Consider the following 21,685-nt stretch of genomic DNA (forward strand, 5'->3'; position numbering starts at 1 on the left):
ATGAGCAAGGTTCTCCCAATAGTACCCCCTTTGCGGGTGGGCACAGCCGCAGAAAACCGCTAGCGTAAGAATTTTTTTGAAGTTGACAACCTAACTAATGCAACATACGATAAGAGAAATCGCAATCAGCGAACTAAAAGAGGATGCCCAAAACTTAAATAAAGGCACCATTAATGGTGAAGGCTTAATAAACAAGTCAATATCCAAATATGGGCTAGGGCGCGGCGTTCTAGTCGATAAAAACAATGTAATCATAGCAGGAAACCATATAACCCATGAAGCCAAAAAACAAGGCTACGATAAGGTTATTTTAGTGCCTACGGATGGTAAAACATTGGTGGTTACCCAGCGCGTTGATGTTGACATTAAGACAAAAAAGGGTCGTGAAATGGCAATACTTGACAACACGACCTCTAAAACAAACTTTAATATCGATTTTGATGCTGTAGGTGTACTAAGCGCCGATTTAAACTTGGACCTCGGCGCCCTTGGCCTAGATTATGATCCAATGGCCAGTGTAGTTTACGATTACGAACCGGACGGGGCCACCGATAGTGCCGCGCAAGTAGAGGTTAAGCGGCAAGATAACACTAAACACACACCAGCCGCTAGTTTTGAACAAAATCTTTTCCCGCTTTCAATTGTACTTACTAAAGCGGAGCGCTTAAAATTTGATGCTTGGAAGAAACAAGCAAAGGTATCGAACGACACCGCCGCCTTTCAACTTATGTTTACTATCGTTACCAGCTAAATACAAAGTTTTATGATATTTCCCTATGTTGGCGACTGGTTAATCCATCCCGCGCCCCTTCAACTTTCCTTTAATTACTGTTCCCATAAATGTTCATACTGCTTTGCAAACCTAAACAATCCGCAACGCACGTTCTCTACGAAAGATTTTCAAACGCAGTTAAAAGGTATGTTTAGTAGCAATTCGCTACAGGCAACACTATTACGGGAAAAATACCCGGTGCTAATTTCAAATTTAGTTGATCCATTCGCTACATCAAATTACGCGCAGGCTGTACCTGTGATTGAAATACTTACCAACCTGCAAGTGCCTGTTACAATCCAGACACGAGGCGGCAAGGGTATAGAGGATGTACTCAAATTCCTACCATCGTCGGTATGGTACATTTCCATACCTATGCTTGATGATGATATTCGCAAAAGGTATGAACCCGCGGCGCCTTCCATCCAATCGCGTTTAGAACTTATAGATAATTTGAAGTCATTGGGGCATGATGTTATTGTAGGTATCAACCCAACGTCCCCAACTTTTTTGCCGAACAATGATGCTTACTTGCTTATTGACATTCTACGCAATAAGGGAGTACATGGTATTTGGATGGCGCCGTTACATTTTAATACAAAGCAGTTGGCGGTCATGCCCCTACGTGATAAATCGATGCTAGGTAATGACCTTATTCAAGAAGGGGTTAAAAGTTCTCGAATTATTCAACCTCATGTAGAGCAATTCATGCTTAATATCTGCAAGTATGCCTTGGATAAGGGCTTAGCTGTTGAAGGTATTAATCATGTCGGCGGCAATAATTTCTTCGATGCATTCTACAACAAATACGATAAGTGCTTCCCTAACATTTATCAATTTCTTAACTGGTGCATTCAAAACAAGGCGAACAACGAACCAGTTTATTACCAAGAATTCGAAGATTTACTATTACCGTTGCTTCCGAAAGGTGATTTCAATATATCGCCTTATATGCGTTGCATGAACCGCGATGTAGATAACGAGATACGAAGCGAGGAAGGCTATAAGCAAAGTTTTAAGCGGTTGTTACAACTTAGTTGGAATGATCGCCGGATGAAACGATCATTGCATGAAAGCCTATTTCAATATGCTGTAGGTATTGAACTACATGAAGATTCCGCCAACTTTTCATTGGATGCACAAGGAAACCTCATTCAATATTTTAACAATGATATGTTTAGCGAAAATTACTTTTTAACCAATACTATATAATATGGCAGTAGGTGGAAAACCAGCGTTACGCGCGTCCGTCACTAAGGGAGTAAATCGAAACAATCTTTCTACGAAGCAAAAGAAAATTGCTACAAACCTTGTTAATAAAGGTATGTTGAAAGCAAACAAAAACGGCGATCTTTCCTTCACCGCAAAAGGCAAGCAAGCAATTACAAAAGACACCTTCTAGGTTAAATGCCCCCTATTATTTTAGGGGGTTAATCCTTTATTATGCAACTTTCCCAACGTCAATATGCCAAGGAAATTGGTGTGTCCAACGAAGCGGTAAGGCGGGCCATTAAGGACGGCAAAATAGTTAAAGGATGGGATGCTGCTACAAAAAAGATTATTCCAGAAATTGCCAACGCCGAGTGGGGCTATATTCATAATGCCGCGTCTACGGATAACCATGTAAACGACACCCCAAAAAAGGGCCTAACGCTGGATAGCGATAGTTCGTACAACGATGCCAAACGGGTAAAAGAAATATTATCGGCTCAATTGATTGCACTAGAATTAAAGGAAAAGAAGGAAGAACTAGTTAACAAAGCAGCAGTTTACCAAGAACTTTTCAAGTTTGGGCAACAAATACGCACCGCGTTTCTAAATATACCGGATCGCACGATTGATAATATCATAGCTGCCGAAACAAGAAGCGAAGCGCACGCTATACTAACAAACGCCATTCACGAAGTCTTAGAAAAGCTTACGTCCATTGCTAAATAATCATTTATTGTTAATTGCCGGATTTATTGCAGGATTAACCCCAGAACCACGTTTAACGGTTTCGGAGTGGGCGAATACCAAACGCCACCTTGATAGTGTTTCCTCTGCGGAACCTGGTTTATATCGTACAGCGCGTACACCTTATTGGGAAGAACCCATGAACCATTTGAGTGTTGGTAGTGCCGTTCAAAAAATCGTTATAATAAAGTGTACGCAAATTGGAGCTACCGAAGTTGGTAACAATTTTATTGGTTATATCGTAGACTGTGCACCGGGGCCAATAATGGTAGTAAATCCTACAGTTGATATGGTGAAACGCAACAGTAAAATGCGTATTACGCCAATGATCGACGCTTCCCCATCTTTAGCGGAGAAGTTTAAACCAAGTAAAGCAAAGGATAGCAGTAATACTATAAGCCAAAAGGATTTTATAGGGGGGACATTGGTACTTACGGGTGCAAATTCTGGTGTTGGCTTGCGTAGTATGCCAGTCCGTTTTTTACTCTTGGATGAAGTAGATGCATACCCAAACGATGTTGACGGTGAAGGATCGCCGATTATTCTTGCGGAGAAACGCACCTCTACTTATCCTAATAGGAAAATTCTAATTATTAGTACTCCAACAATCGAAGGAAGATCCTTAATATCAAACGAGTTTTTCCTAACAGATCAACGCTACTACCATGTACCATGCCCGGTTTGCGGTGAATTTCAGAAACTTGTTTTTGCCCAATTACGTTGGGAAGGTCGCGATTACGAAAATACCTATTATGAATGTGCTTTCTGCAAAGGAAAGATTGCCGAACGCCACAAAGGCAATATGTTGTCAAAAGGCAAATGGATAGCATCAAAGCCGGAGTTAAAAGATAAAAGGACAGTAGGTTATCATATAAATGCATTGTACTCACCTTTTGGCTGGAAATCGTGGGCTGAAATTACCGAAGAATGGGTTAACGCCCAAGGTGATGACGCTAAAATGAAAGCATTCTTTAACACGGTACTTGGGGAAACATACAAAGAAATTACGGAAGCGCCTGAATGGGAAGCTATTTACAATAGGGCAATGGAATATTTACCAAATACATTAATGAGGTCCGTGGCCTTCTTGACAGCGGGGATCGATGTGCAAAGCGACCGTGTAGAACTAGAAATAGTTGGTTGGATGCCACAGGGTATAACTCAATCAGTCGATTACCGTGTATTAGTTGGTGATACTACTAAAAAAGATGTATGGAACGAACTCGATAAAATATTGAGTGAAACATGGAGCCGGGAGGATGGCGCACAACTTCCCCTTAGATTGGCTTGCATAGACAGTGGTTATAATACAAGTACCGTTTATAGGTGGTCTAAGAAGCACACATTTAGCCGGGTAATTCCAATTAAAGGTAGCGATAGCCTTAATGCATACTTTTCTTCTCCCAAAATAATCGATACGGTAAAACACGGGCAAAAGATCGGTAAGCAAAAGGTGTGGCATATTGGTTCTAGTTTTATCAAATCAGAAATTTATGCAAACCTGCGTCAATCGGTTGATACATCCACTGGCGAAGTACCATACGGTTATTGCTATATGCCGCAGCGTGAAACCCATTATTTTAAAGGCTTGACGGCCGAAGTTCAAGAGATTGTACGAAACAAAAAAGGCTACTTATCATACGTATGGGTGAAGCGTTACCCAAGAAACGAACCCTTGGACTGCCGTGTATACGCGCGTGCAGCAGCAGCAATAATCGGTTGTGACCGGTGGAGCAATGAACGCTGGATAACAGAAACCAACGTGGTACAATCCATTGCAGAAAAGAAAATAACAAAAACTATAAAGAAAAGTAACAAAGATTCTTATTGGAACCGTAACAAATAGCACCCATGGCACTTATAACGTTTCAAACCGCTACAAAACCACTTGAAGAAAGGTTAATCGATGCAGCATGCATTTATTGGGATATTGACCGTGCAACACTATTCCAGAAGACAGAACAAGCACTTGCAGTATACCGTAAAGGTGTAGTTTATTATTTGATCCGTAATAGTACTACCTTATCATATCGCGAAATTGCCAACTTGTTCGGTTTCCGTGGGCATCAACCCGTTATGCGTTTAATTGATAATATCGACGCCAACCGCCGGGTGATTAGGCAAACCGCCTGCGACATTAAAGAAATTGAAAGCATCGCCGGGAAGCTTGAATCTCAAATCATTTGCTGCGATGTGAAACTACAAACAATTTACCCCGATGAGAAAGTACACGAATGAGCAGTACACGCAATTACATGATGCGTATAGCCAAGGAATACTAACAGTAAAATTCGCCGACAAACTGGTAACCTATAGGAACTTAAACGAAATGAAAGAGTTACTAAGTGAGATGGAATTGTCGCTAGGCTTACGTAAGAAGCACATAACCAAAAAATTCACTTCATTCACTAAAGGCATGTAGATTGAATAAGCTAGAAAAATTAATTGCATACGTAAGCCCTAGTACTGCACTAAAACGCGAATTACACCGTCAAAAACTTGATATACTGGCGTCGAACGAGCGTGCATTTGAAGGGGCAGCAACAGGTCGCCGGCACACTAGTTGGAAAACAAATACTATAACTGATCCCAACGAAGAAATTGCCAAGGACTTGCCAACTTTAACAGCCCGCGCAAGGGATTTGCACTTTAACAACCCTTATGCAAAGCGCGCCCCTCGTACTATTGCGAACAACGTTGTCGGAACAGGTATTCTACCAACCCCTAGGATTGTAGCTAAATTAGGGAAATTATCTTCCAAGCCAAACAACCGGGATACTGCTACTATAGCGAGTTTAAAGGCCGCATGGCATGAATGGGCAGCTAATGTAAAATGTGACTTCGACGAAAAGAAGAACTTATATGCGCTGCAACATATGGCTATGCGGTCAATTATTATCAATGGAGAGGTGATTGTATTAAGAAAGAAAATGCCCGTTGAATACAACAAGTTTGGCATACAAATTCAACTACTGGAAGGTGATTTTTTAGATTCGTCTAAAACAACGGAAACCGACCCCGATGGTGGCTATACGCAAAGTGGCGTTAAATTTAATTCGATCGGGAAAATCACCGGGTATTATTTATTTGATAAACATCCTGCTCGCAGTGGAGCCAAAAGCTCCCTAGTTCCTAGTACCGATGTACTTCACGTTTTCGACGCTGAACGGATCGGGCAAATACGTGGCATCCCTGCTGCTGCGGCAAGTATGGTAAAACAACGTGACTTAGATGATTATGAAGACGCTGAACTGGTGGGCAAAAAAACCGCTGCATGTATGCCGATATTTGTATCGAAGAATGACTTAGAGGAAGTAGACGATAGTAGCCAAGAAGTTGTAGAGGAAATTTCGCCGGGTATGATAACATATTTGCGCAACGGCGAATCCATGTCATATGCAACACCACCGCAAAATAACTCTTACGAAGGATTTACAAGGGCGCAGTACCGTGGTATTGCTAACGGGTATTGTATACCGTATGAAACATTTACCAACGACTATAGTCAAGTAAATTTTTCTAGCGGGCGAATGGGTGCAATCGAGTTCCAAAAAAATATTGAACATTGGCAATACCTATTTTTTATACCATCTTTTTGCGAATGCGTATACAGTTGGTGGTTAGAGCATGCGCGAATTTCCTTAGGCATCAAAGCTGATATTAACATTGCCGTGGAATGGACGGCCCCGGTTAGGCAAATGATTGACCCGTTGAAGGAAACTACCGCGGATAAAATCGCGGTTCGTGCCGGGTTTAACTCACCTCAAAATATCATGCGCCAAAATGGTTATGATCCCGAACTGATTTTGTCCGATTTAAAGGAAATGAACCAGCTGTACGCCGACGCTGGTTTAATGCCAGAATGCGACCCAAGTTTTGAATTAAAAGCTAAAATTAACATGAATACAAAAACTAGTGAAGCCAAGGAAATACCGGAATAAAATATGCTATGTTTTCGGCAACAAGTTTGATTCAAAAAAAGAAGCACTAAGGTACATTGAATTAAAAGAGCAGGAAAACCTAAAATCTATATCCAATCTACGGTTACAGGTAAAATATGCTATTGTTGTAAATAATGTAAAAATTTGCACTTATATCGCTGATTTTGTCTATACAGATAAAAAAGGAACAACAATCATCGAAGATGTAAAAGGGGTACGCACACCGGTTTATAAGCTAAAAAAAGCACTCATGCTTGCAACCCATGGAATATGCATATTAGAAAGCTAGCGTACGTTTAAAGATTGATTAATTACGTCGATAGTTGGTAATGACCTTTGTTACATGCCCCAACTGTATTACCAACGTGCTTTCGTGGATAGCAACACTATCAAAATTACCGAAGATGGGAACTTCTTCGATGTAGTTTTCGCAACTGAAACGCCAGTATATCGAAATGGATGGGACGAAAGTTTCTACGAGATTTTATCTTGTAACTCGGTACATATTCGGGCTGGCCGTTTAGAAAATGGAGTGGTACCCTTGCTTGACAATCACGCAAGAACTAAGCAACTCGGTATTGTTACCAAGTATTCGATTGAAAATAATGAATGCCGGGCAACAATTAAATTTTCAACCCAAGAACAATTCACAGGTATTTGGAATGATATTTTAGCTGGTATCATCCGTTCAATTTCCGTAGGATACAATGTACACAAGTATTTGCGAGAAATTAACGGGGAAGGTTCAGCACCCAACTACCGTGCTATTGATTGGGAACCTATCGAAATATCCCTAACCCCCATTCCCGCCGATTATCATGCTAGCATCCGCGAAGAAACAACCACCCAAAAACCAGAAATTGTAATGCCTTCTAACAATGAACACACGGAAAGAACACAAGCCACCGAAATTTTAACAGCGGAAAGAAACAGGTGTACCCTTATTCGTAACGCCGCCCGTATTGCCAAAATGGATGTTGACTTTACGGATGACTTGATCGAAAGGGGCTTAACGATCGAGCAAGCACGTGAAGAAATTTTCAACAAAATGGCCGAGCAAAGCCAAGCCCCTACAGTAAATACGGCCCACGTAACAGCGGACGAAAGCGAAAAAACCCGCGAAGCTATGACGGTTGCACTATTGCACCGAGCCGCCCCCGGGAGTGTGCCATTAATTGACCAAGCACACGATTACAAATATCTTACCTTGCTGGACTTTGCAAGACGTTGTATTGATCAACGCGGTGACAAAAGTAACAGGTATTCACCTAACGAGGTTGTGAAGCGAGCATTTTCAAGTACGGATTTCCCCGTTTTATTACACAATGCTGTAGAGCGCTCTATCAAAAAGTATTATGACGGAATTGATAGCGATTGGAAAAAAATTGCCAAAAAGACCACAGCAAAGGACTTCAAAGAGAAAACGGGTACAGAAATTAGCGGTAGCACAACGTTCGAAGAAATAAAAGAAGGCGGCGAATATAAAAACGCCTTTATCATTTCATCTAACCAAAACAAGGTGCAGCTAAAAACCTTTGGCCGGGTGATTAAAGTAACACGTAAAACGGTTATCAATGACGATTTAGAGGTGTTTAATGAATTACCCCGGATTCTTGCCTATGCCGCGGAGAATTTCCAAGCACAAAAGGTATGGTCGCTTGTTACGCAAAATGCTAAATCTAGTGACAACGTACCATTGTTCCATGCCAACCATAAAAATTTATTTAACCATCCATTGAACGAAGAAGGGTTAAACGCGCTAAGAACAAGCATGAAACGCCAAACCCAAGTAACACAGGAGCCAATTATTGCACCTAAATTTTTGATTGTTCCAATTGAATTGCAGATGAAGGCAGAAAAAATGCTTACTTCCGAAATTGCGAGCGAAAAGAACGATAAGAATACGATGCGAAATTCATTTACCCCTATCAATACCCCGTGGTTAACTGATCCAAATGTATGGTACTTATGTGCCGATCCTAACCTTAGCAACGGTCTTGTTTATGCATATTTAGAAGGTGAAGAAGGTCTACACGTTGAAAAAGAAGTCGACTTTAACGACGATAGTTTATCGACAAAAGCCCGCATTGATTTTGATTGTACAATTTGGGATCACCGTTCTTGGACTAAAAGCTCAATTCAATAATGAAAAATTACATTACACAAGGCTTTAGCGTTCAAGCCACGGCACCAGAAGGCGGCGTCACTGGTGGCCAACTACTTGCTTTCGGTGAACTTACAGGTGTTGCCCTTACTGATTGCGCAGCCAACGAACAATTCACATTAAAACTAACTGGTGTGTATGCAGTAAACAAAGTACCAAGTGAAGTATACGAACTAGGTAAGAAATTATTCAAAAAAGATGGAGAAGATTTTGTCACCAGTGTACCAGAAGGGAACTTGTTTGCAGGGTATGCTTATACCCCTGCACTTGCTGGTGAAAATACGGTACACCTTTTATTAAAGTAATGAGCAGTAAGAAACTCTTCCATACGGCTTTAAAGATCATTCAAAAAAACTTCGGCACCGTTGCTACTTGGCACAAGGAGAATAATACTTCGGCACTTGCAACGGTGCTATTTAAATCGCCCTCAAAAACGCATGAAATTGGTGAGATTGACTACAATATTGAATCGTACACGATGGAGTATAACGAGGATGATTTTCCAAGTATGATGGATTTAGTGATGAAAGGGGAATTGCAAGAAGTTACCATCGAGGGAACACGGTTTTATGTACGGTCATGTACTCGAAAATTTGATGGAAGTACGATATATGCTACGCTTAACTTAATTACTACATGAATTATGGGAATTGTGAAAACGAACTTGCCTTTTACCTAACAACTTGTTTCGAAAATGAAAACCTAAAACAATTCTTTGTTTGTTGCCCCATACCCGATAATGAAACAGAAGCGAACCGCTTTTATCAACAAATCAACTTATCCAAAGTTGCAATACAGTACGTAGGCAGTACTTATTTATCGTCCACGTCCGTAGATGTAATTTCCGTGGTTGAAAAGGTGAAATTTCGTTTCATTTTTGAAGGTCGCAAATTACGTGGCGATGGAGGGATTTATAACCTTATTGAATTTGTAAAAAAGAAAGTAACTGGTTACCCCTTAAATGACGTAGCACCGATGGTTCCCGTACGTTACGATATGCTGGAGGTGCAACAAAATGTATTCCAACCTTATTTAGAATTTGAATGCCAGTTCTATTTGATTCAAAATTTTTCACCCCGAATAGTTTAACCCCAACACCCAATAAATAAACATGCCTACAAACTTTTTGCATGGTATTGAAGTAATAGAAGTTGCTAACAATCTTGTTAATGTACGCGAAGTCAAAACCGGGATTATCGGGCTGGTTGGTATTGCACCCGCTGGCCCCTTACAAAAACTAACTTTAGTTAAAAATGCCCAAGACGCAGCGCAATTTGGTAATACAATACCGGGGTTTTCAATCCCCCAAGCACTCAAAAATATTCAAGCCCAAGGGGCAGGAACCGTCTTAGTTATTAATGTGTTTGATCCAACGACGCATAGTAAAGAAAAGATCGAACCAGCTACGATACTATCCGAATATACCCCGTTAAGCGAATACCCTATTTCAAGTGTACAAGTTGTCGACGCAGAAGATGCACCGCTTCCGTACGTTGAAGGAAAAGATTTTGTTATTGATAACCTAGGACGTTTTAGGGTCTTGGGTGGTCGCATTCCCGAAAGCACCGCGGTTAAGTTTAAATACAAATATTTAGACAGCCAAAGTATTACACAATCAACTATTATAGGTAGCGTGTCTGCGAACGGTACACGAACTGGAATGAAAATATTCGACCTTGCCTTTCAAAAATTTGGGTTTAATCCGAAGATCATTATTGCCCCGGCTTACAGCCACCAGAAAAGCGTTTGCGATGAAATGACACTTGTAGCCGATCGTTTAAAAGCAATCGCTTTAATCGACTGTGAACCGGGTAAAACTGTCAATGAAATTTTGGAGAGCAGGGGTGATCCTACTAACGCCTTTTCTACTGCCAGCCAAAGAGTGGTTTTATTATATCCTTACTTGCTTTCTTACGACGAAAGTAAAGACGACGGCATAGAAACTACTGATACAAATACATCGTTTCCATATTCAGCGTACTTCGCCGGGGTTATTGCAGCTACGGATAATAAATTAGGTTACTGGTATTCTCCAAGTAATAAAGCGATCAACGGTGTAACTGGTATTGCCCAAGACATTACGATGAGCATTAACGATGAAAATGCGGATAGTAACATGTTAAACGCCGCCGGGATTACCACTATATTTAATTTCTACGGCAGTGGTTACCGAACATGGGGCAACCATAACTCTTCATATCCAAGTAACCAAGTTCCTAACAATTTTATCTCAATTAGGCGAATTGCAGATGTTGTACACGAATCACTTGTATACGCATCAATCCCCTACATAGATCAACCATTAACAAAGGCTGTAATCGATGACATGCGCCATTCCGGGAACGACTTTATTAATGTTCTAATTGGTCGAAATGCCCTCTTAGAAGGATCTAAAATTGTTTATTCAGCCGACGATAATCCAGCTACGGAGCTAGCTAAAGGCATCGTGAAATTTCGCTTCCAAATTATGGGGCCAACACCAGCTCAAACAATTGTATACCTAAGTGAACTTAATACCAGTTTGTACGACCAGCTTTAAAAGATCACTTCGATAATTACCATGCGTCGCACATTTCCGACCTAAATATTTGACCATTGAACATAACTGTAAACAAAGTTACCAACGCTAATATTTTCTTAGATGGCGTAGGCTACATCGGTAACGCCGAAGAAATTTCGTTGCCGGATGTACAACCTAAGTTAGTTGACCATAAAGGCTTAGGCTTTATTGGTGAAATTGAATTGCCAGCAGGTGGCATACAAAAAATGTCCGCCAAAATTAAATGGAATGCTATCTATGATTCCGTGATGCTTAAATCTTACAATTTCTACACTGCATGCCGAATAATGGTGCGCACTTCCATAGAAACTTGGGAGGGAGGTAGCAGGGTTGCCCAACGTCCTTGTGTTATCGTAATAGTTGGTACATGGAAAAAGACGGGTGGTTTAACATTTAAACCCCAAGATAACGTGGAATTAGAAACCGAAATTTCGGTTACCTCGTACCGTCTTGAAATCGACAACGAAGAAATTGTCAATATTGATGTGTTAACCAATAAGCACCGTATTAATGGAATTGACCAAAACGCGCTATACCGCGAAAACCTTGGCATTTAACCTAAACCACATTATCAAATTATATGTACCCAAAAATTGAAGATTTTAACGGAAACAACCAAGTTGACAAAGTAGAAGGCAACATCAAAACGACTTATGTTTTATTAGAAAATAATCGGATCGCTGCCGTTCGAGAAGGCACTGGAGCAGATGTTGAAAAAGCTACGCTATTGTCAAATGGTAATCAAAGCAAATATTTTAGTGCGCTCATGTCTTGCACGATTGAAATTGATAACACCCCTTTGTTCATGGATGATCTAGCAGCATTGAAAATGCGCGACTACATGGCATTAACCGTCGCGTTCAGCAATCTAAATTTTTAATTTCCGTCGATGACCTTTCACTAATCGCCCACGTCTTACATACCCCGGTAGATTCCTTACGATGTTGGACAACTAGGATGCTACAATTATGGCGGGATAGTGCCGTAAAACTCTACAATCAAATTAATAAGCCAAGCGAATAACATTGGATGCCCAACTTAAAATAGCCGTAGTACTTTCTGCATACGATAGAATGTCGTCTGTTATCAACGCTGCTACGCAATCGGCCACAACGCGTTTAGGTGCTTTATCACAAAAAGCCAATACCCTTGCTGAAAAATCTATCGAATCGGGTAAGAAGCTTGTAGAAGCTGGTAAAACTATCGGCGAACCGCTATACAAAGCAGTTATGGCAGCATCCGAGTTTGAAACGAAAATGATTGACATACGCAAGCAAATGTCGGAGGACACGCCAGAAAATGTAAAGGCAATGACCAAAGACATTCACCAGCTTGCACGGACGATTCCACTTGCAACCGGGGAAATACAAGAAATGATCGCATCTGGTTTACGTATGGGAATTCCGCAACAACAGATCATACAGTACACGAAGGATGTAGCGAAAATGTCCATTGCCTTCGACGTTAGTGCGGGTGAAATATCTGATAGTATGGGTAAGATTTCAAATATCTTTAAAATCCCGCTTTCGGATATTGGTGATTTTGCCGATGCTATCAACTACTTGGATGATAATACAATGGCAAAAGGATCGGATTTAATTAATGTATTGCAACGCATCGGCGGTTCTGCTAAATCACTTGACCCTAAACAAGCTGCTGCACTTTCTGCCACGGTTTTAAGTTTGGGAGAATCGGCAGAAACGGCCGGCAGTGGATTATCGGCCATGTTAAATAGGCTGGGTAGTTCTACGATGCAAAGCGGTACATTTAAAGAAGGTCTTATTCAACTGGGGTTATCGGCGGAAAACGTACAAAAATCAATGTCCAGCAAGGCTACCGCGAACAACACGATACTAGATGTATTTGATCGCATTGGGAAATTACGACCAGAAAAGCAAACGGAAGCACTTACACGCCTGTTTGGTTCTGAACATGGGCCTAAATTGATGAAACTTGCAAACAATACCGACAAACTCCGCGAGGCACTGGAAATGATGAACGGGAAGTACAAGGATTCCATGACCGCAGAATATGCAAAACGTGTGGAAGCTAGTGCAGCAAAAATGCAATTATTTAAAAACAGGCTTAACGAAGTTATCGTCAAATTTGGCAATGCATTGTTACCTACACTAAATACAGTCTTAACGGCCTTTAGCAAGTGGACAGATAAAGTAAGTGGATTTATTGAACAAAACCCGCGCCTAGTTTCCTTCTTAGCTAAAGCGGCTGCTCTTATTTCAGGCGTTGCACTGGCAGGTGGGTATTTAGCAATGGTGTTTGGTGGAGTTATGAAAGTCGTTAGTGTAGGTATCACTATTTTTAGCGGCCTTGTGCGTGTTTTCAACTTTATACGTGGTGCGCTTTTACTGTTGCGGATTATTTTTATGGCCTTTCCCATCGTCGGATGGATTACTGCTATTGGCGTCGCTGTCTTTTTTGTGATAAAGTATTGGAGAAATATTGTAGATTTTTTTAAACTAATACTAAACCGTATCAAAGCCTATTGGGATGGCTTTAAGTCAATATTTATAGCGGTCGCGAAGTTCATATTTTCGTGGCTAGCATGGCCTTTATTGGCTGCTATTAAGTTTTTCCGCACAGTTTACAACACTTTTCGCAATGGAGGGAAGAATATCGTTATGGCAATATGGGAAGGCATCAAATCAGTAGCTCATATGCCTGTTGATCTTATCAAAAATATGGTTAAGACAATTCGTGATCACTTACCATTTTCCCCTGCGAAAATTGGTCCCTTAAAGGATATTCATAAAATTAAATTAGTTGAAACGATCGCGGGCAGTATTAAACCGTCGCCGTTATTAACCGCATTTAAGAATACCTTAAATACGGTAAGTAATTTCTTGTTTCCCAAAACTTCTACCCATTCGATACCGACTACCGCTAATAGTAGTGTAAACATTACGATAAACGTAAATGGAATTAATAATAGTAGCGATGTAGATAAGATAAAAGATGTTATGCGCCGGGAAATTGGAAAAATCCTTAAAGAACAAGCATTTCAACAAGATAGAATAGCTTTACGATGATATTACAACTAGGAGAGCTGGAGTTTTCAAATGCCTTTACAATACAAGATTATTCCGAAAACTTTAAAGCCAGCATCACGGAACATGCGGTATTAAAAGGCAAACCTAAAGTTCAAGCCGGCGAAGGAGTATTAGATGAAAAGAATTTCACTATTAGGTTACATGCAAGTTTTTGCACACCTAAACAAATTCTTGATACACTAATACAGTATAAGAATACGGTTAGAATTCTTTCATTACTAAATGGGCATGGAGATAATTTAGGTACATATATTATCACTGATATTACAAACCAAGTTGAGGCACTAACACCAAGAGGTGAATTGCTTTCATGCACCGTTACTATTAGCCTCAAGGAATTCCAAAGAGAACCCATGGAACAAGAAAAAGCCAAGAGCAAGCAACAGGCTAAAGCGGTACCAGGGAAAACCCCACTCTCCAACAAAAGAAAAGCTAACAATCCATCATGTGCAAGCGATGTAAATTCAACCGTTTCAAGCATGCATGCGAATTGCAACGAGTTAGACAAAATAGTTACTTACAATGGAGGTATTTACATTATTGCCAATCATCCTACTATCCAATCTAGGCTAGAAGATATAGACCAAGATGCGGCAAATTTAATTAGGCTTTATGATAGCGGGAATCATTGTACAAGTAGTTACCCGCAGGTAAAAAGTAGCTGCAACGAAATAAAGGCAGTCGTTATGCAGTATATGCGAAATTTTCGTAGCAACACGACGAGCCTAACCACCGATCAAAACAAACTTAACATGGCTATGCGTAAACTACGTACTGCTTGCCAGCCTTTGATTAACGCTTCAATCTTACGGAAATAGATAATTTCATTCATATAACAACATCGGCAACCCGTTGGGACTTATTAGCCCTTGAAATGTACGGCGATGAGACATTGGTAGGTAAATTGGTCGCCGCTAACGAACTACTTCCATTCTATGTTATCATTCCCGCGGGAATAGCTATAAAAATACCTATACTTGACAGCTTAACTACAAACACAAATACGGCAAGCCTGCCAGCGTGGAAGCAATTAATTAGCTAATGAAAGCTATCATCGAAATAAAATACAACTCCAAAAACATTACGAATGAAATTACCGACCAAGTAATTTCATTTTCGTATAAGGACAAAACCAATAGTGAAGCAGATGAAATCGAACTTGAAATTATTGATATAAATGGTGATTGGATTGGTAAAAATTACCCTAAACATGGGGATTTAATCGAAGCTAAAATCACTGTTTATGATGCTGTATTGAATTGTGGAAAGTTCCGTGTAGATAATATAAACATTAGAATTTCTAATAATAGTACTATAGTTTCAATTCAAGCCATTTCAGCGGGTATAACCAAAGCCTTGCGCACCAAAAGGAATGTAGTACATGAAAGTAAAACACTCAAAGAAATTGTTACCGCTGTTGCCGATACTCATCAGCTAAGGTTATACGGTGATATTCCAACCATCCGTATAAATAGCTTAACCCAGTTTAATACTACTGATTTAGCCTTTCTTAATGCTCTAGGTAGTAAATATGGTTTTACATTTTCCGTTCGTGATGATCTACTTATTTTTACGGATCGCCAAACATTAGAACAGCAGCAACACTCCTTTACTATTGACGGTAATACGTTAATTGCTATTAGTATCCAAGATACTATTACTAAATCTTATGGTAGTGCTTCAATTAGGCATCACGTTCAAACAAGCAAAGAAGATCTTACATATACTTTACCAAGTGCAAGTAACTCGATAGAAACATTAAATATTGACACCCCAGTAGAAAGTTTTGGACAAGCTGAAAGAGTTGGTAGCGCTGCATTATATGACAGTAATAGCAATGCAACCACAGGTAGTATCGAATCAATTGGTAACCCTACGATTATTGCTGGGAGTTCCTTTATACTAGATAAAATAGGCTACAATAGCGGGAAATGGTATATAACAGAAAGTACCCACACCGTTAATGCTAGCAGTTACACAACAAGTGCGGAAATTAAACTGATAAACAGAATCTAAAATGCAAGTATACTTTGGGATGATATGCGATGTAAAGCCGGGATTTGCGCGGGTAAACCTATCAACTTATGGTATTACAACACCTTGGTTGCCTATCTTAAAAACAAGTACGATTCATTGTATCAAAAGTTCACAATTTGAGATTAACGAACAAGTAGCGTGTTTACTGGATGAACATTGTTCGAACGGCTTGATTATGGGTGCAATTCATAACAACCGTGATTTGCCCGATCCGAACGAGGAACGCGGTATTTCGCGAAATATTTACAGCGATGGCGCTATTTTGGAATACGATTCGAATACCGGGAATTTAAGTGTATTAATTACACAGAATATTAAACTAAAATCGGTTTCTATCGAAATAGTAGGGGAAGGTACGGTGAATATATCTGCAACAAAACTTAAAGTTGATGGAGATTTGGAAGTAGCAGGCCAAATAAATGCTCAAAAAATTGCTTCCGAAGGTGACGTAGTAGCTAACCAAATATCTTTATTAACGCATACACATATTGGAGTACAACCCGGTACAGGAATTTCTGGAATTCCACAATAACAAACAAACGTCTGTGCAAAAGCCACTAGTATGCATTTTGATATTGTATAAGAAATCTATGTTGGAGCAAGTTACAGTAAGAAATGAGAATCGAAACAAGATTTTTATGTTACAATATTGATGGATTCAACTTTATTTATTTTTATTATTTGAATATATACTTATCTTGTGAGTAGTTAGCTAACAACCCAAAATCTTTTAATCCTTTAACCCTTACTGTAAATGTTCAAAATTAAATTCACCATTACTTGGTTAACTGTACTAGTTCTAATTAGTTGCTCAAAAGATATAAATGTACTCCAAAGCCCTACTATTCAAAATTATGAGCTTTCCGTTTCAGAAGCCAAAAGTTGGTGGAAGAGTATTCAGCCAATCAAGCATGCCCCATTCGATATAAATGGTAGGTTAGTACAGCCTAAAAGTAAAATTATACCAAACTGGAATACCACTTTTGCAAAAAGTGATGGCACCTATAACATCCTTTCCGTTTCATTAAATGGTGAGGTCGGTAATAAAATCCGGCTAAATGATAATGTATCGCTAAAAGTAGCGGTCGACGATTCAAATAGCAAAGCTGTATTACTATTATTTAAAAAGAATGGTAGCGACAATATTGTACCTATTTTAATGCACATTAATGCAAGTAATAATTCACTTGCTAGTGCATACGATACAATCCCTCAAAACTTTACTGGGAGCATAATTTACACAACAATTGGGGGGAAGTTTCTTAAGGGCTACGAATACAATGAAGGTATTATTTCGAGGGTTTGCAAACCTATTGTTGGAAACAATTATGCCAAACTTCCGGGTGAAACTGAATGTAGAACGGTAGAATTGGCTTACTATAGCCGCGATTGCTACACTTATAGCGATGGAACAGAAATTTGTACACCGTGGACATTAGATAGAGTTGAAAATATTACCTCTTGTCAAGAAGGTGGAGTTTCCGGGGGAATTCAACCAGATGATCACTATGATAGCAACCAATTTGATGTTGATTTTGGCATGTGTCCAGAGGATTTCCTATTTACGCAAGTAACAGGAGATGGTTCATGGCAAGAATGTGGTGTTAAGAATATCAAATGTACAGTCTATTCATCATATGGATCATTTACTATAGAAATTGAAAGTATGTTTGTTGGAATGCCGTTTAAAGATGAATATGGCACTGTCAAATATTCACATGCTAAAGCAATGGAATTAGCAGATAGGGCACTATCACAAGGACAATCTGCAATGTTTGCACAATACAGGGAAAACATTGGTCTAACACCTGGGCAACTATCCAAGATTTGGTTTGACAAAACAAAAGAACTGTTATCTTTATATACTAACAACACCGCAAGGGTTGGTACAACAGGTTCTATAAAGGCAATACAGCCGATACCAGTTAAGACGTACGAACGTAGATTTATTTGCCCTTAGTTTATGATAGCAAATTTAATTATTCAAATAGCTATGCTATATATTAACCAAACTACCAAGATCACGGGATTTGTTATTTTTCCTAAAGATGAAACGGAAGTTCCTGAATGTATTGTTTTCATTCCAGTTAGAAGCGATACGCTACTAACACTAGACGCTGAGAGTGTTGAAACAGCTTTGCAACAAAATGATTTTGTTGCATACTTCTCATACTTTCAGAATATAAAGTGGCTACAGCCGGGAATAATATCTACTTTAGAAAATGGAAAAGTAATTGTTGGTAATATAAATTGTAGTCTGCTAAATTTTAATGATGCGAACATACAATATGGGCAACTTACATTTGAACCTAATCCTGTTATCCTTGATCGCGAAGTAAATGATAGTGCAGTAATAAATTGTAATGGGAGAAGTATCCGATTCAAAGTAGTAGAGCATCAAAAGCGGATCGGCGATGTAGTACAATATGAACCATTAATTTTCAAGTAAAAAGTATCTTATACAAATCAGTATTTATTGATACTTAATGTATTTGTTTTAGTAATTACCGCTATTAAACGCTACAATTATGAGGCGTCTAATAGCGGTAAAAAATTATTAGAAAGGTAGAATTTTAAGCCTATGTTAATAATTACAGAAGCATATAAATACAATATTAATAGTAAAATGTTACATGGAAAGCCGAAGATAAATGCTAAACTGGGTTTAATTTTATATACAAAGTGAATTATTAAAATCTAATGGTCATTTTTAGGCACCAAAGTTCTTGGGTCAATATTTAAGAATGCCAAAACCAAAACTAATGATGTTCCATAAATTTCAGATTTCCCCCTTTCAAAATTACTCAATTGTGGAATTTCTAATTCCGAACTATACGCAACATCCGCTAGCTCCAATTCCTGTTTCAATCTTTCTTCGCGAACTCGTGATCCCATATACTTCAACCTTTCTTTATTCTTTCGCTCTTTTACCATTCATAAACAATTTGTTTGTTTATTAAAGAATACAATTAAACATCACTTTAACAAATGAAAATTGCTAGTTCAGTATTCCAATAATTTTATCATTTTCAACAAGTATTACATTTCCACATTTACATTCAATATTATAGTTATCAACTATATGTTCGTCGCCGCAACAACATCTTACATGCATACTGCTACAATGGCTACAATAACCAAACTCGAATACTGAATTTCCGCGATAATAAGCTTCTTCTATTTTTTGCTGATCCAAGATGTAATCATTCCCAAATTCTAGTTGGGTTTGACTGGGGTTGAAATGGTGTTTTTCATATCCTTCATTCTCTATAATAAATTTCCTGTTATAAATAACATATGCACCGTATTCACTAAATGCGCATTCCGCAAGACATGGCTCTTTACTATTTTGCAACTTCATTTCTTCTTCTATTTTCAAAATAGTACTTTGACTCAAATTTAAAGCTTTCGCTAAATTCAACTCAACTTCAATTTTAGCAGGAACACAATACTGCGCTAAATCTGGATGTATTTTACTAGTGCCCTTTTTCTCGCAAAAATCATCAGAATTATTAGTTACAAAAATTGTTCTTTCCATACCAAAATATGGTACCATATCATACTCATCCTGCATCTCTATTTGCCACTGAAAATGCTCGCAAGCACTCATAAAAATAACTGCGTCGGCGAAACTATTTGACTTATTATGAAATGGAGCCTTTTTTTCTTCTGCAATATGCGTAACCTTCGCTCTTGTACTTTCCTTGATTGGAATATTAGTCGTGTTGTTCAATAGAAAATTTTCCACGGCATCAATGTGACTTTTATTCTCTTTAATTTCGTCTTCAATTGATTTTTCTAACTCCTTAATTATATCATCAGCTTTACTTTTTCCCTCCTCTCCCAATTTCTCTCTCATGATTTTCATTTGCATCTTAGAATTATCTAAGAAATTCTCCAAATTCTTAACTTTTTCTAAAGTTGCGAATTTATTACGCTTCCATTCTTTGATGATTATATCATTTGTAAACACGCGAATTTTACCTTGATCAACAAGCGTACTAATTTCATTCAGTAATTCAAAATGAAGATTGCCAAGTTTGTTGCTGCGAGAGTCAAAACCATTCGCTAGATATAGCCATATATTTGTATCGAGAATTAAATTTACCATTAACGCTTAAATTAATTTGAGGATTAGTTTAAATAAATATGACTTCCATATTTTTACTAACTCATTAAATCATTGATTGATTTGCATTATAGTACGAAAGTGATCATCTTCTGGAATAAAGATCAACCTTACATTATTTCTAATGTCACCTAAATAGATTTCAGTTGTCGCAATCCATGCCAATGCACCTTCATAGAATTCCTGTTTGTATTCCCATTTGGAATATGTAATTGGCTTTACTTTGTCTATTCTTCTAACATTCAAAGTTAATAGCCAACTCATAATTTTAATAATACCTTCATTTGCATGAATATAGAGTGGGGTGCTATCTGATGCTTCTAAGTTCAAATTGACTTCGATTAGTTGCCCTATTGCATCAGGTGGAAGATTTTGATGTGGATCATTTGCATTTAAAGAATTATTGATAGCAACACCGATTGGTTGAGCATCTTCGGCCTTACCAGTATTAGATAAAATAGGCTCATTCCATTTAATTGTAATTGGCCCCTTAAAACTATCATCAAAATAAACAGGACGATTGAACTTTTTTATATCGATTTCGAAAGATGTTTCAACTATTTCCGGTACTAAGTGTAGATCAGCCCATATGTCATTCGGTGCATTTTCTCTTAAAGTAACAAGTTTTACTTTAGGTCCGATTTTATTCAAAACCTTGCTTGTTATAGATTCCGGAAACCCAACATGAGAAACGCAGATTAGTCCATTTGCCCCTACTTCATTCATCTTCTCGACCCAACCATTAAATGTATTAATATCGGGTTTTGATCCTCTTTTTTGCACCTCAACAATAAAGATAGTAGCGCGAGGCTCTTTCCCAATATATATCACAACATCACATTGCCGATATCGTTGTTCTCCAATTACAGGAAGCATAACATTATGCTTTACGACTGCATCTGGGGCATAAGCTTGTTCAATTTGTGTTACGAAATATTCAGCTTCTTTCCAATCAGAAAGTACATTCATTCGATTGAATTTTTAGATGTTTATGATCTGTAAAATATGTTGTGTATTATGTAAACTTAAATAAAAGTTTCAATTAATAAAAGTGGAAT

Annotated in this window: 26 protein-coding genes; 22 read left to right on the forward strand and 4 right to left on the reverse strand. The window is 38.6% G+C overall.

What is annotated here, in order from left to right; genetic code table 11:
• The first annotated feature begins 97 nt into the window (after window positions 1-97).
• The 16 genes from LX64_RS20505 (at window position 98) to LX64_RS20580 (ending at window position 12,273) form a co-directional block, all read left to right on the forward strand.
• Window positions 98-751, forward strand: coding sequence for a ParB N-terminal domain-containing protein (locus LX64_RS20505; RefSeq protein ID WP_111599567.1), 654 nt, complete (start codon window positions 98-100; stop codon window positions 749-751).
• 168 nt (window positions 752-919) lie between these two features.
• Complete coding sequence (locus LX64_RS20510) at window positions 920-1,984, forward strand: radical SAM family protein (RefSeq protein WP_111599568.1); 1,065 nt, start codon at window positions 920-922, stop codon at window positions 1,982-1,984.
• 1 nt (window position 1,985) lies between these two features.
• The gene (locus tag LX64_RS20515; RefSeq protein WP_111599569.1) at window positions 1,986-2,174 is read left to right on the forward strand and encodes a hypothetical protein; all 189 of its coding nucleotides are present in this window, start codon (window positions 1,986-1,988) and stop codon (window positions 2,172-2,174) included.
• A gap of 41 nt (window positions 2,175-2,215) precedes the next feature.
• Window positions 2,216-2,710, forward strand: a complete 495-nt coding sequence (locus LX64_RS20520) for a hypothetical protein (protein WP_111599570.1) — start codon at window positions 2,216-2,218, stop codon at window positions 2,708-2,710.
• 7 nt (window positions 2,711-2,717) lie between these two features.
• A complete protein-coding gene (locus LX64_RS20525; protein WP_158538696.1) occupies window positions 2,718-4,574 on the forward strand; it encodes a phage terminase large subunit family protein in 1,857 nt (618 codons plus the stop codon).
• A 5-nt stretch (window positions 4,575-4,579) separates the two neighbouring features.
• Window positions 4,580-4,966, forward strand: coding sequence for a hypothetical protein (locus tag LX64_RS20530; protein ID WP_111599572.1), 387 nt, complete (start codon window positions 4,580-4,582; stop codon window positions 4,964-4,966).
• A complete protein-coding gene (locus LX64_RS20535) occupies window positions 4,947-5,150 on the forward strand; it encodes a phage head-tail joining protein (RefSeq protein WP_111599573.1) in 204 nt (67 codons plus the stop codon). The genes LX64_RS20530 and LX64_RS20535 overlap by 20 nt, the downstream gene beginning before the upstream one ends.
• A 1-nt stretch (window position 5,151) precedes the next feature.
• Window positions 5,152-6,669: a phage portal protein gene (locus LX64_RS20540; RefSeq protein ID WP_111599574.1), complete on the forward strand. Its 1,518-nt coding sequence runs from the start codon at window positions 5,152-5,154 to the stop codon at window positions 6,667-6,669.
• Window positions 6,644-6,958, forward strand: coding sequence for a DUF1064 domain-containing protein (locus LX64_RS20545; protein ID WP_111599575.1), 315 nt, complete (start codon window positions 6,644-6,646; stop codon window positions 6,956-6,958). The genes LX64_RS20540 and LX64_RS20545 overlap by 26 nt, the downstream gene beginning before the upstream one ends.
• Window positions 6,959-7,012: 54 nt before the next feature.
• Window positions 7,013-8,815: a prohead protease/major capsid protein fusion protein gene (locus LX64_RS20550; protein ID WP_111599576.1), complete on the forward strand. Its 1,803-nt coding sequence runs from the start codon at window positions 7,013-7,015 to the stop codon at window positions 8,813-8,815.
• A complete protein-coding gene (locus tag LX64_RS20555) occupies window positions 8,815-9,138 on the forward strand; it encodes a DUF2190 family protein (RefSeq protein WP_111599577.1) in 324 nt (107 codons plus the stop codon). Before LX64_RS20550 ends, LX64_RS20555 begins: the two co-directional genes overlap by 1 nt.
• Window positions 9,138-9,473, forward strand: a complete 336-nt coding sequence (locus LX64_RS20560; protein WP_111599578.1) for a head-tail joining protein — start codon at window positions 9,138-9,140, stop codon at window positions 9,471-9,473. Before LX64_RS20555 ends, LX64_RS20560 begins: the two co-directional genes overlap by 1 nt.
• Window positions 9,470-9,922, forward strand: coding sequence for a Gp37 family protein (locus tag LX64_RS20565; protein ID WP_111599579.1), 453 nt, complete (start codon window positions 9,470-9,472; stop codon window positions 9,920-9,922). The genes LX64_RS20560 and LX64_RS20565 overlap by 4 nt, the downstream gene beginning before the upstream one ends.
• Window positions 9,923-9,944: 22 nt before the next feature.
• Window positions 9,945-11,372 carry a phage tail sheath family protein gene (locus LX64_RS20570; RefSeq protein WP_111599580.1) on the forward strand — a complete coding sequence of 476 codons (1,428 nt, stop codon included), beginning with the start codon at window positions 9,945-9,947 and terminating at the stop codon, window positions 11,370-11,372.
• Window positions 11,373-11,428: 56 nt separating this feature from the next.
• The gene (locus tag LX64_RS20575) at window positions 11,429-11,950 is read left to right on the forward strand and encodes a phage major tail tube protein (protein WP_111599581.1); all 522 of its coding nucleotides are present in this window, start codon (window positions 11,429-11,431) and stop codon (window positions 11,948-11,950) included.
• A gap of 23 nt (window positions 11,951-11,973) precedes the next feature.
• The gene (locus LX64_RS20580) at window positions 11,974-12,273 is read left to right on the forward strand and encodes a hypothetical protein (protein ID WP_111599582.1); all 300 of its coding nucleotides are present in this window, start codon (window positions 11,974-11,976) and stop codon (window positions 12,271-12,273) included.
• 123 nt (window positions 12,274-12,396) lie between these two features.
• Here LX64_RS20580 and LX64_RS26090 read toward each other — a convergent pair whose 3' ends face one another.
• Window positions 12,397-12,660, reverse strand: a complete 264-nt coding sequence (locus tag LX64_RS26090; RefSeq protein ID WP_158538697.1) for a hypothetical protein — start codon at window positions 12,658-12,660, stop codon at window positions 12,397-12,399.
• On the opposite strand from LX64_RS26090, the gene LX64_RS20585 reads away from it, so the two are divergent.
• From LX64_RS20585 to LX64_RS20615, 6 genes are all read left to right on the forward strand, one after another.
• Complete coding sequence (locus LX64_RS20585) at window positions 12,650-14,440, forward strand: phage tail tape measure protein (RefSeq protein ID WP_245952761.1); 1,791 nt, start codon at window positions 12,650-12,652, stop codon at window positions 14,438-14,440. The two genes, LX64_RS26090 and LX64_RS20585, sit on opposite strands and share 11 nt — an antisense overlap.
• Window positions 14,437-15,279: a phage tail protein gene (locus tag LX64_RS20590; protein ID WP_111599584.1), complete on the forward strand. Its 843-nt coding sequence runs from the start codon at window positions 14,437-14,439 to the stop codon at window positions 15,277-15,279. Before LX64_RS20585 ends, LX64_RS20590 begins: the two co-directional genes overlap by 4 nt.
• A gap of 223 nt (window positions 15,280-15,502) precedes the next feature.
• Complete coding sequence (locus tag LX64_RS20600) at window positions 15,503-16,477, forward strand: phage late control D family protein (RefSeq protein ID WP_111599586.1); 975 nt, start codon at window positions 15,503-15,505, stop codon at window positions 16,475-16,477.
• A gap of 1 nt (window position 16,478) precedes the next feature.
• A complete protein-coding gene (locus tag LX64_RS20605; RefSeq protein WP_111599587.1) occupies window positions 16,479-17,030 on the forward strand; it encodes a phage baseplate assembly protein V in 552 nt (183 codons plus the stop codon).
• 222 nt (window positions 17,031-17,252) lie between these two features.
• Window positions 17,253-18,458 carry a hypothetical protein gene (locus tag LX64_RS20610; protein ID WP_111599588.1) on the forward strand — a complete coding sequence of 402 codons (1,206 nt, stop codon included), beginning with the start codon at window positions 17,253-17,255 and terminating at the stop codon, window positions 18,456-18,458.
• A 3-nt stretch (window positions 18,459-18,461) separates the two neighbouring features.
• Window positions 18,462-18,947 (forward strand): hypothetical protein, encoded by a 486-nt coding sequence (locus tag LX64_RS20615; RefSeq protein WP_111599589.1) that lies wholly within the window; start codon window positions 18,462-18,464, stop codon window positions 18,945-18,947.
• Window positions 18,948-19,195: 248 nt separating this feature from the next.
• On the opposite strand, the gene LX64_RS20620 is transcribed toward LX64_RS20615, so the two are convergent.
• The 3 genes from LX64_RS20620 to LX64_RS20630 form a co-directional block, all read right to left on the reverse strand.
• Window positions 19,196-19,432: an outer membrane protein assembly factor BamA gene (locus LX64_RS20620; RefSeq protein ID WP_111599590.1), complete on the reverse strand. Its 237-nt coding sequence runs from the start codon at window positions 19,430-19,432 to the stop codon at window positions 19,196-19,198.
• Between the two features lie 64 nt (window positions 19,433-19,496).
• On the reverse strand, window positions 19,497-20,609 hold the full coding sequence (locus tag LX64_RS20625; RefSeq protein ID WP_111599591.1) for a PIN domain-containing protein: 1,113 nt from the start codon (window positions 20,607-20,609) through the stop codon (window positions 19,497-19,499).
• A 69-nt stretch (window positions 20,610-20,678) separates the two neighbouring features.
• Window positions 20,679-21,596: a hypothetical protein gene (locus tag LX64_RS20630; protein ID WP_111599592.1), complete on the reverse strand. Its 918-nt coding sequence runs from the start codon at window positions 21,594-21,596 to the stop codon at window positions 20,679-20,681.
• Window positions 21,597-21,685 lie beyond the last annotated feature (89 nt).

The sequence above is a fragment of the Chitinophaga skermanii genome (assembly GCF_003259335.1).
Classification (GTDB): domain Bacteria; phylum Bacteroidota; class Bacteroidia; order Chitinophagales; family Chitinophagaceae; genus Chitinophaga; species Chitinophaga skermanii.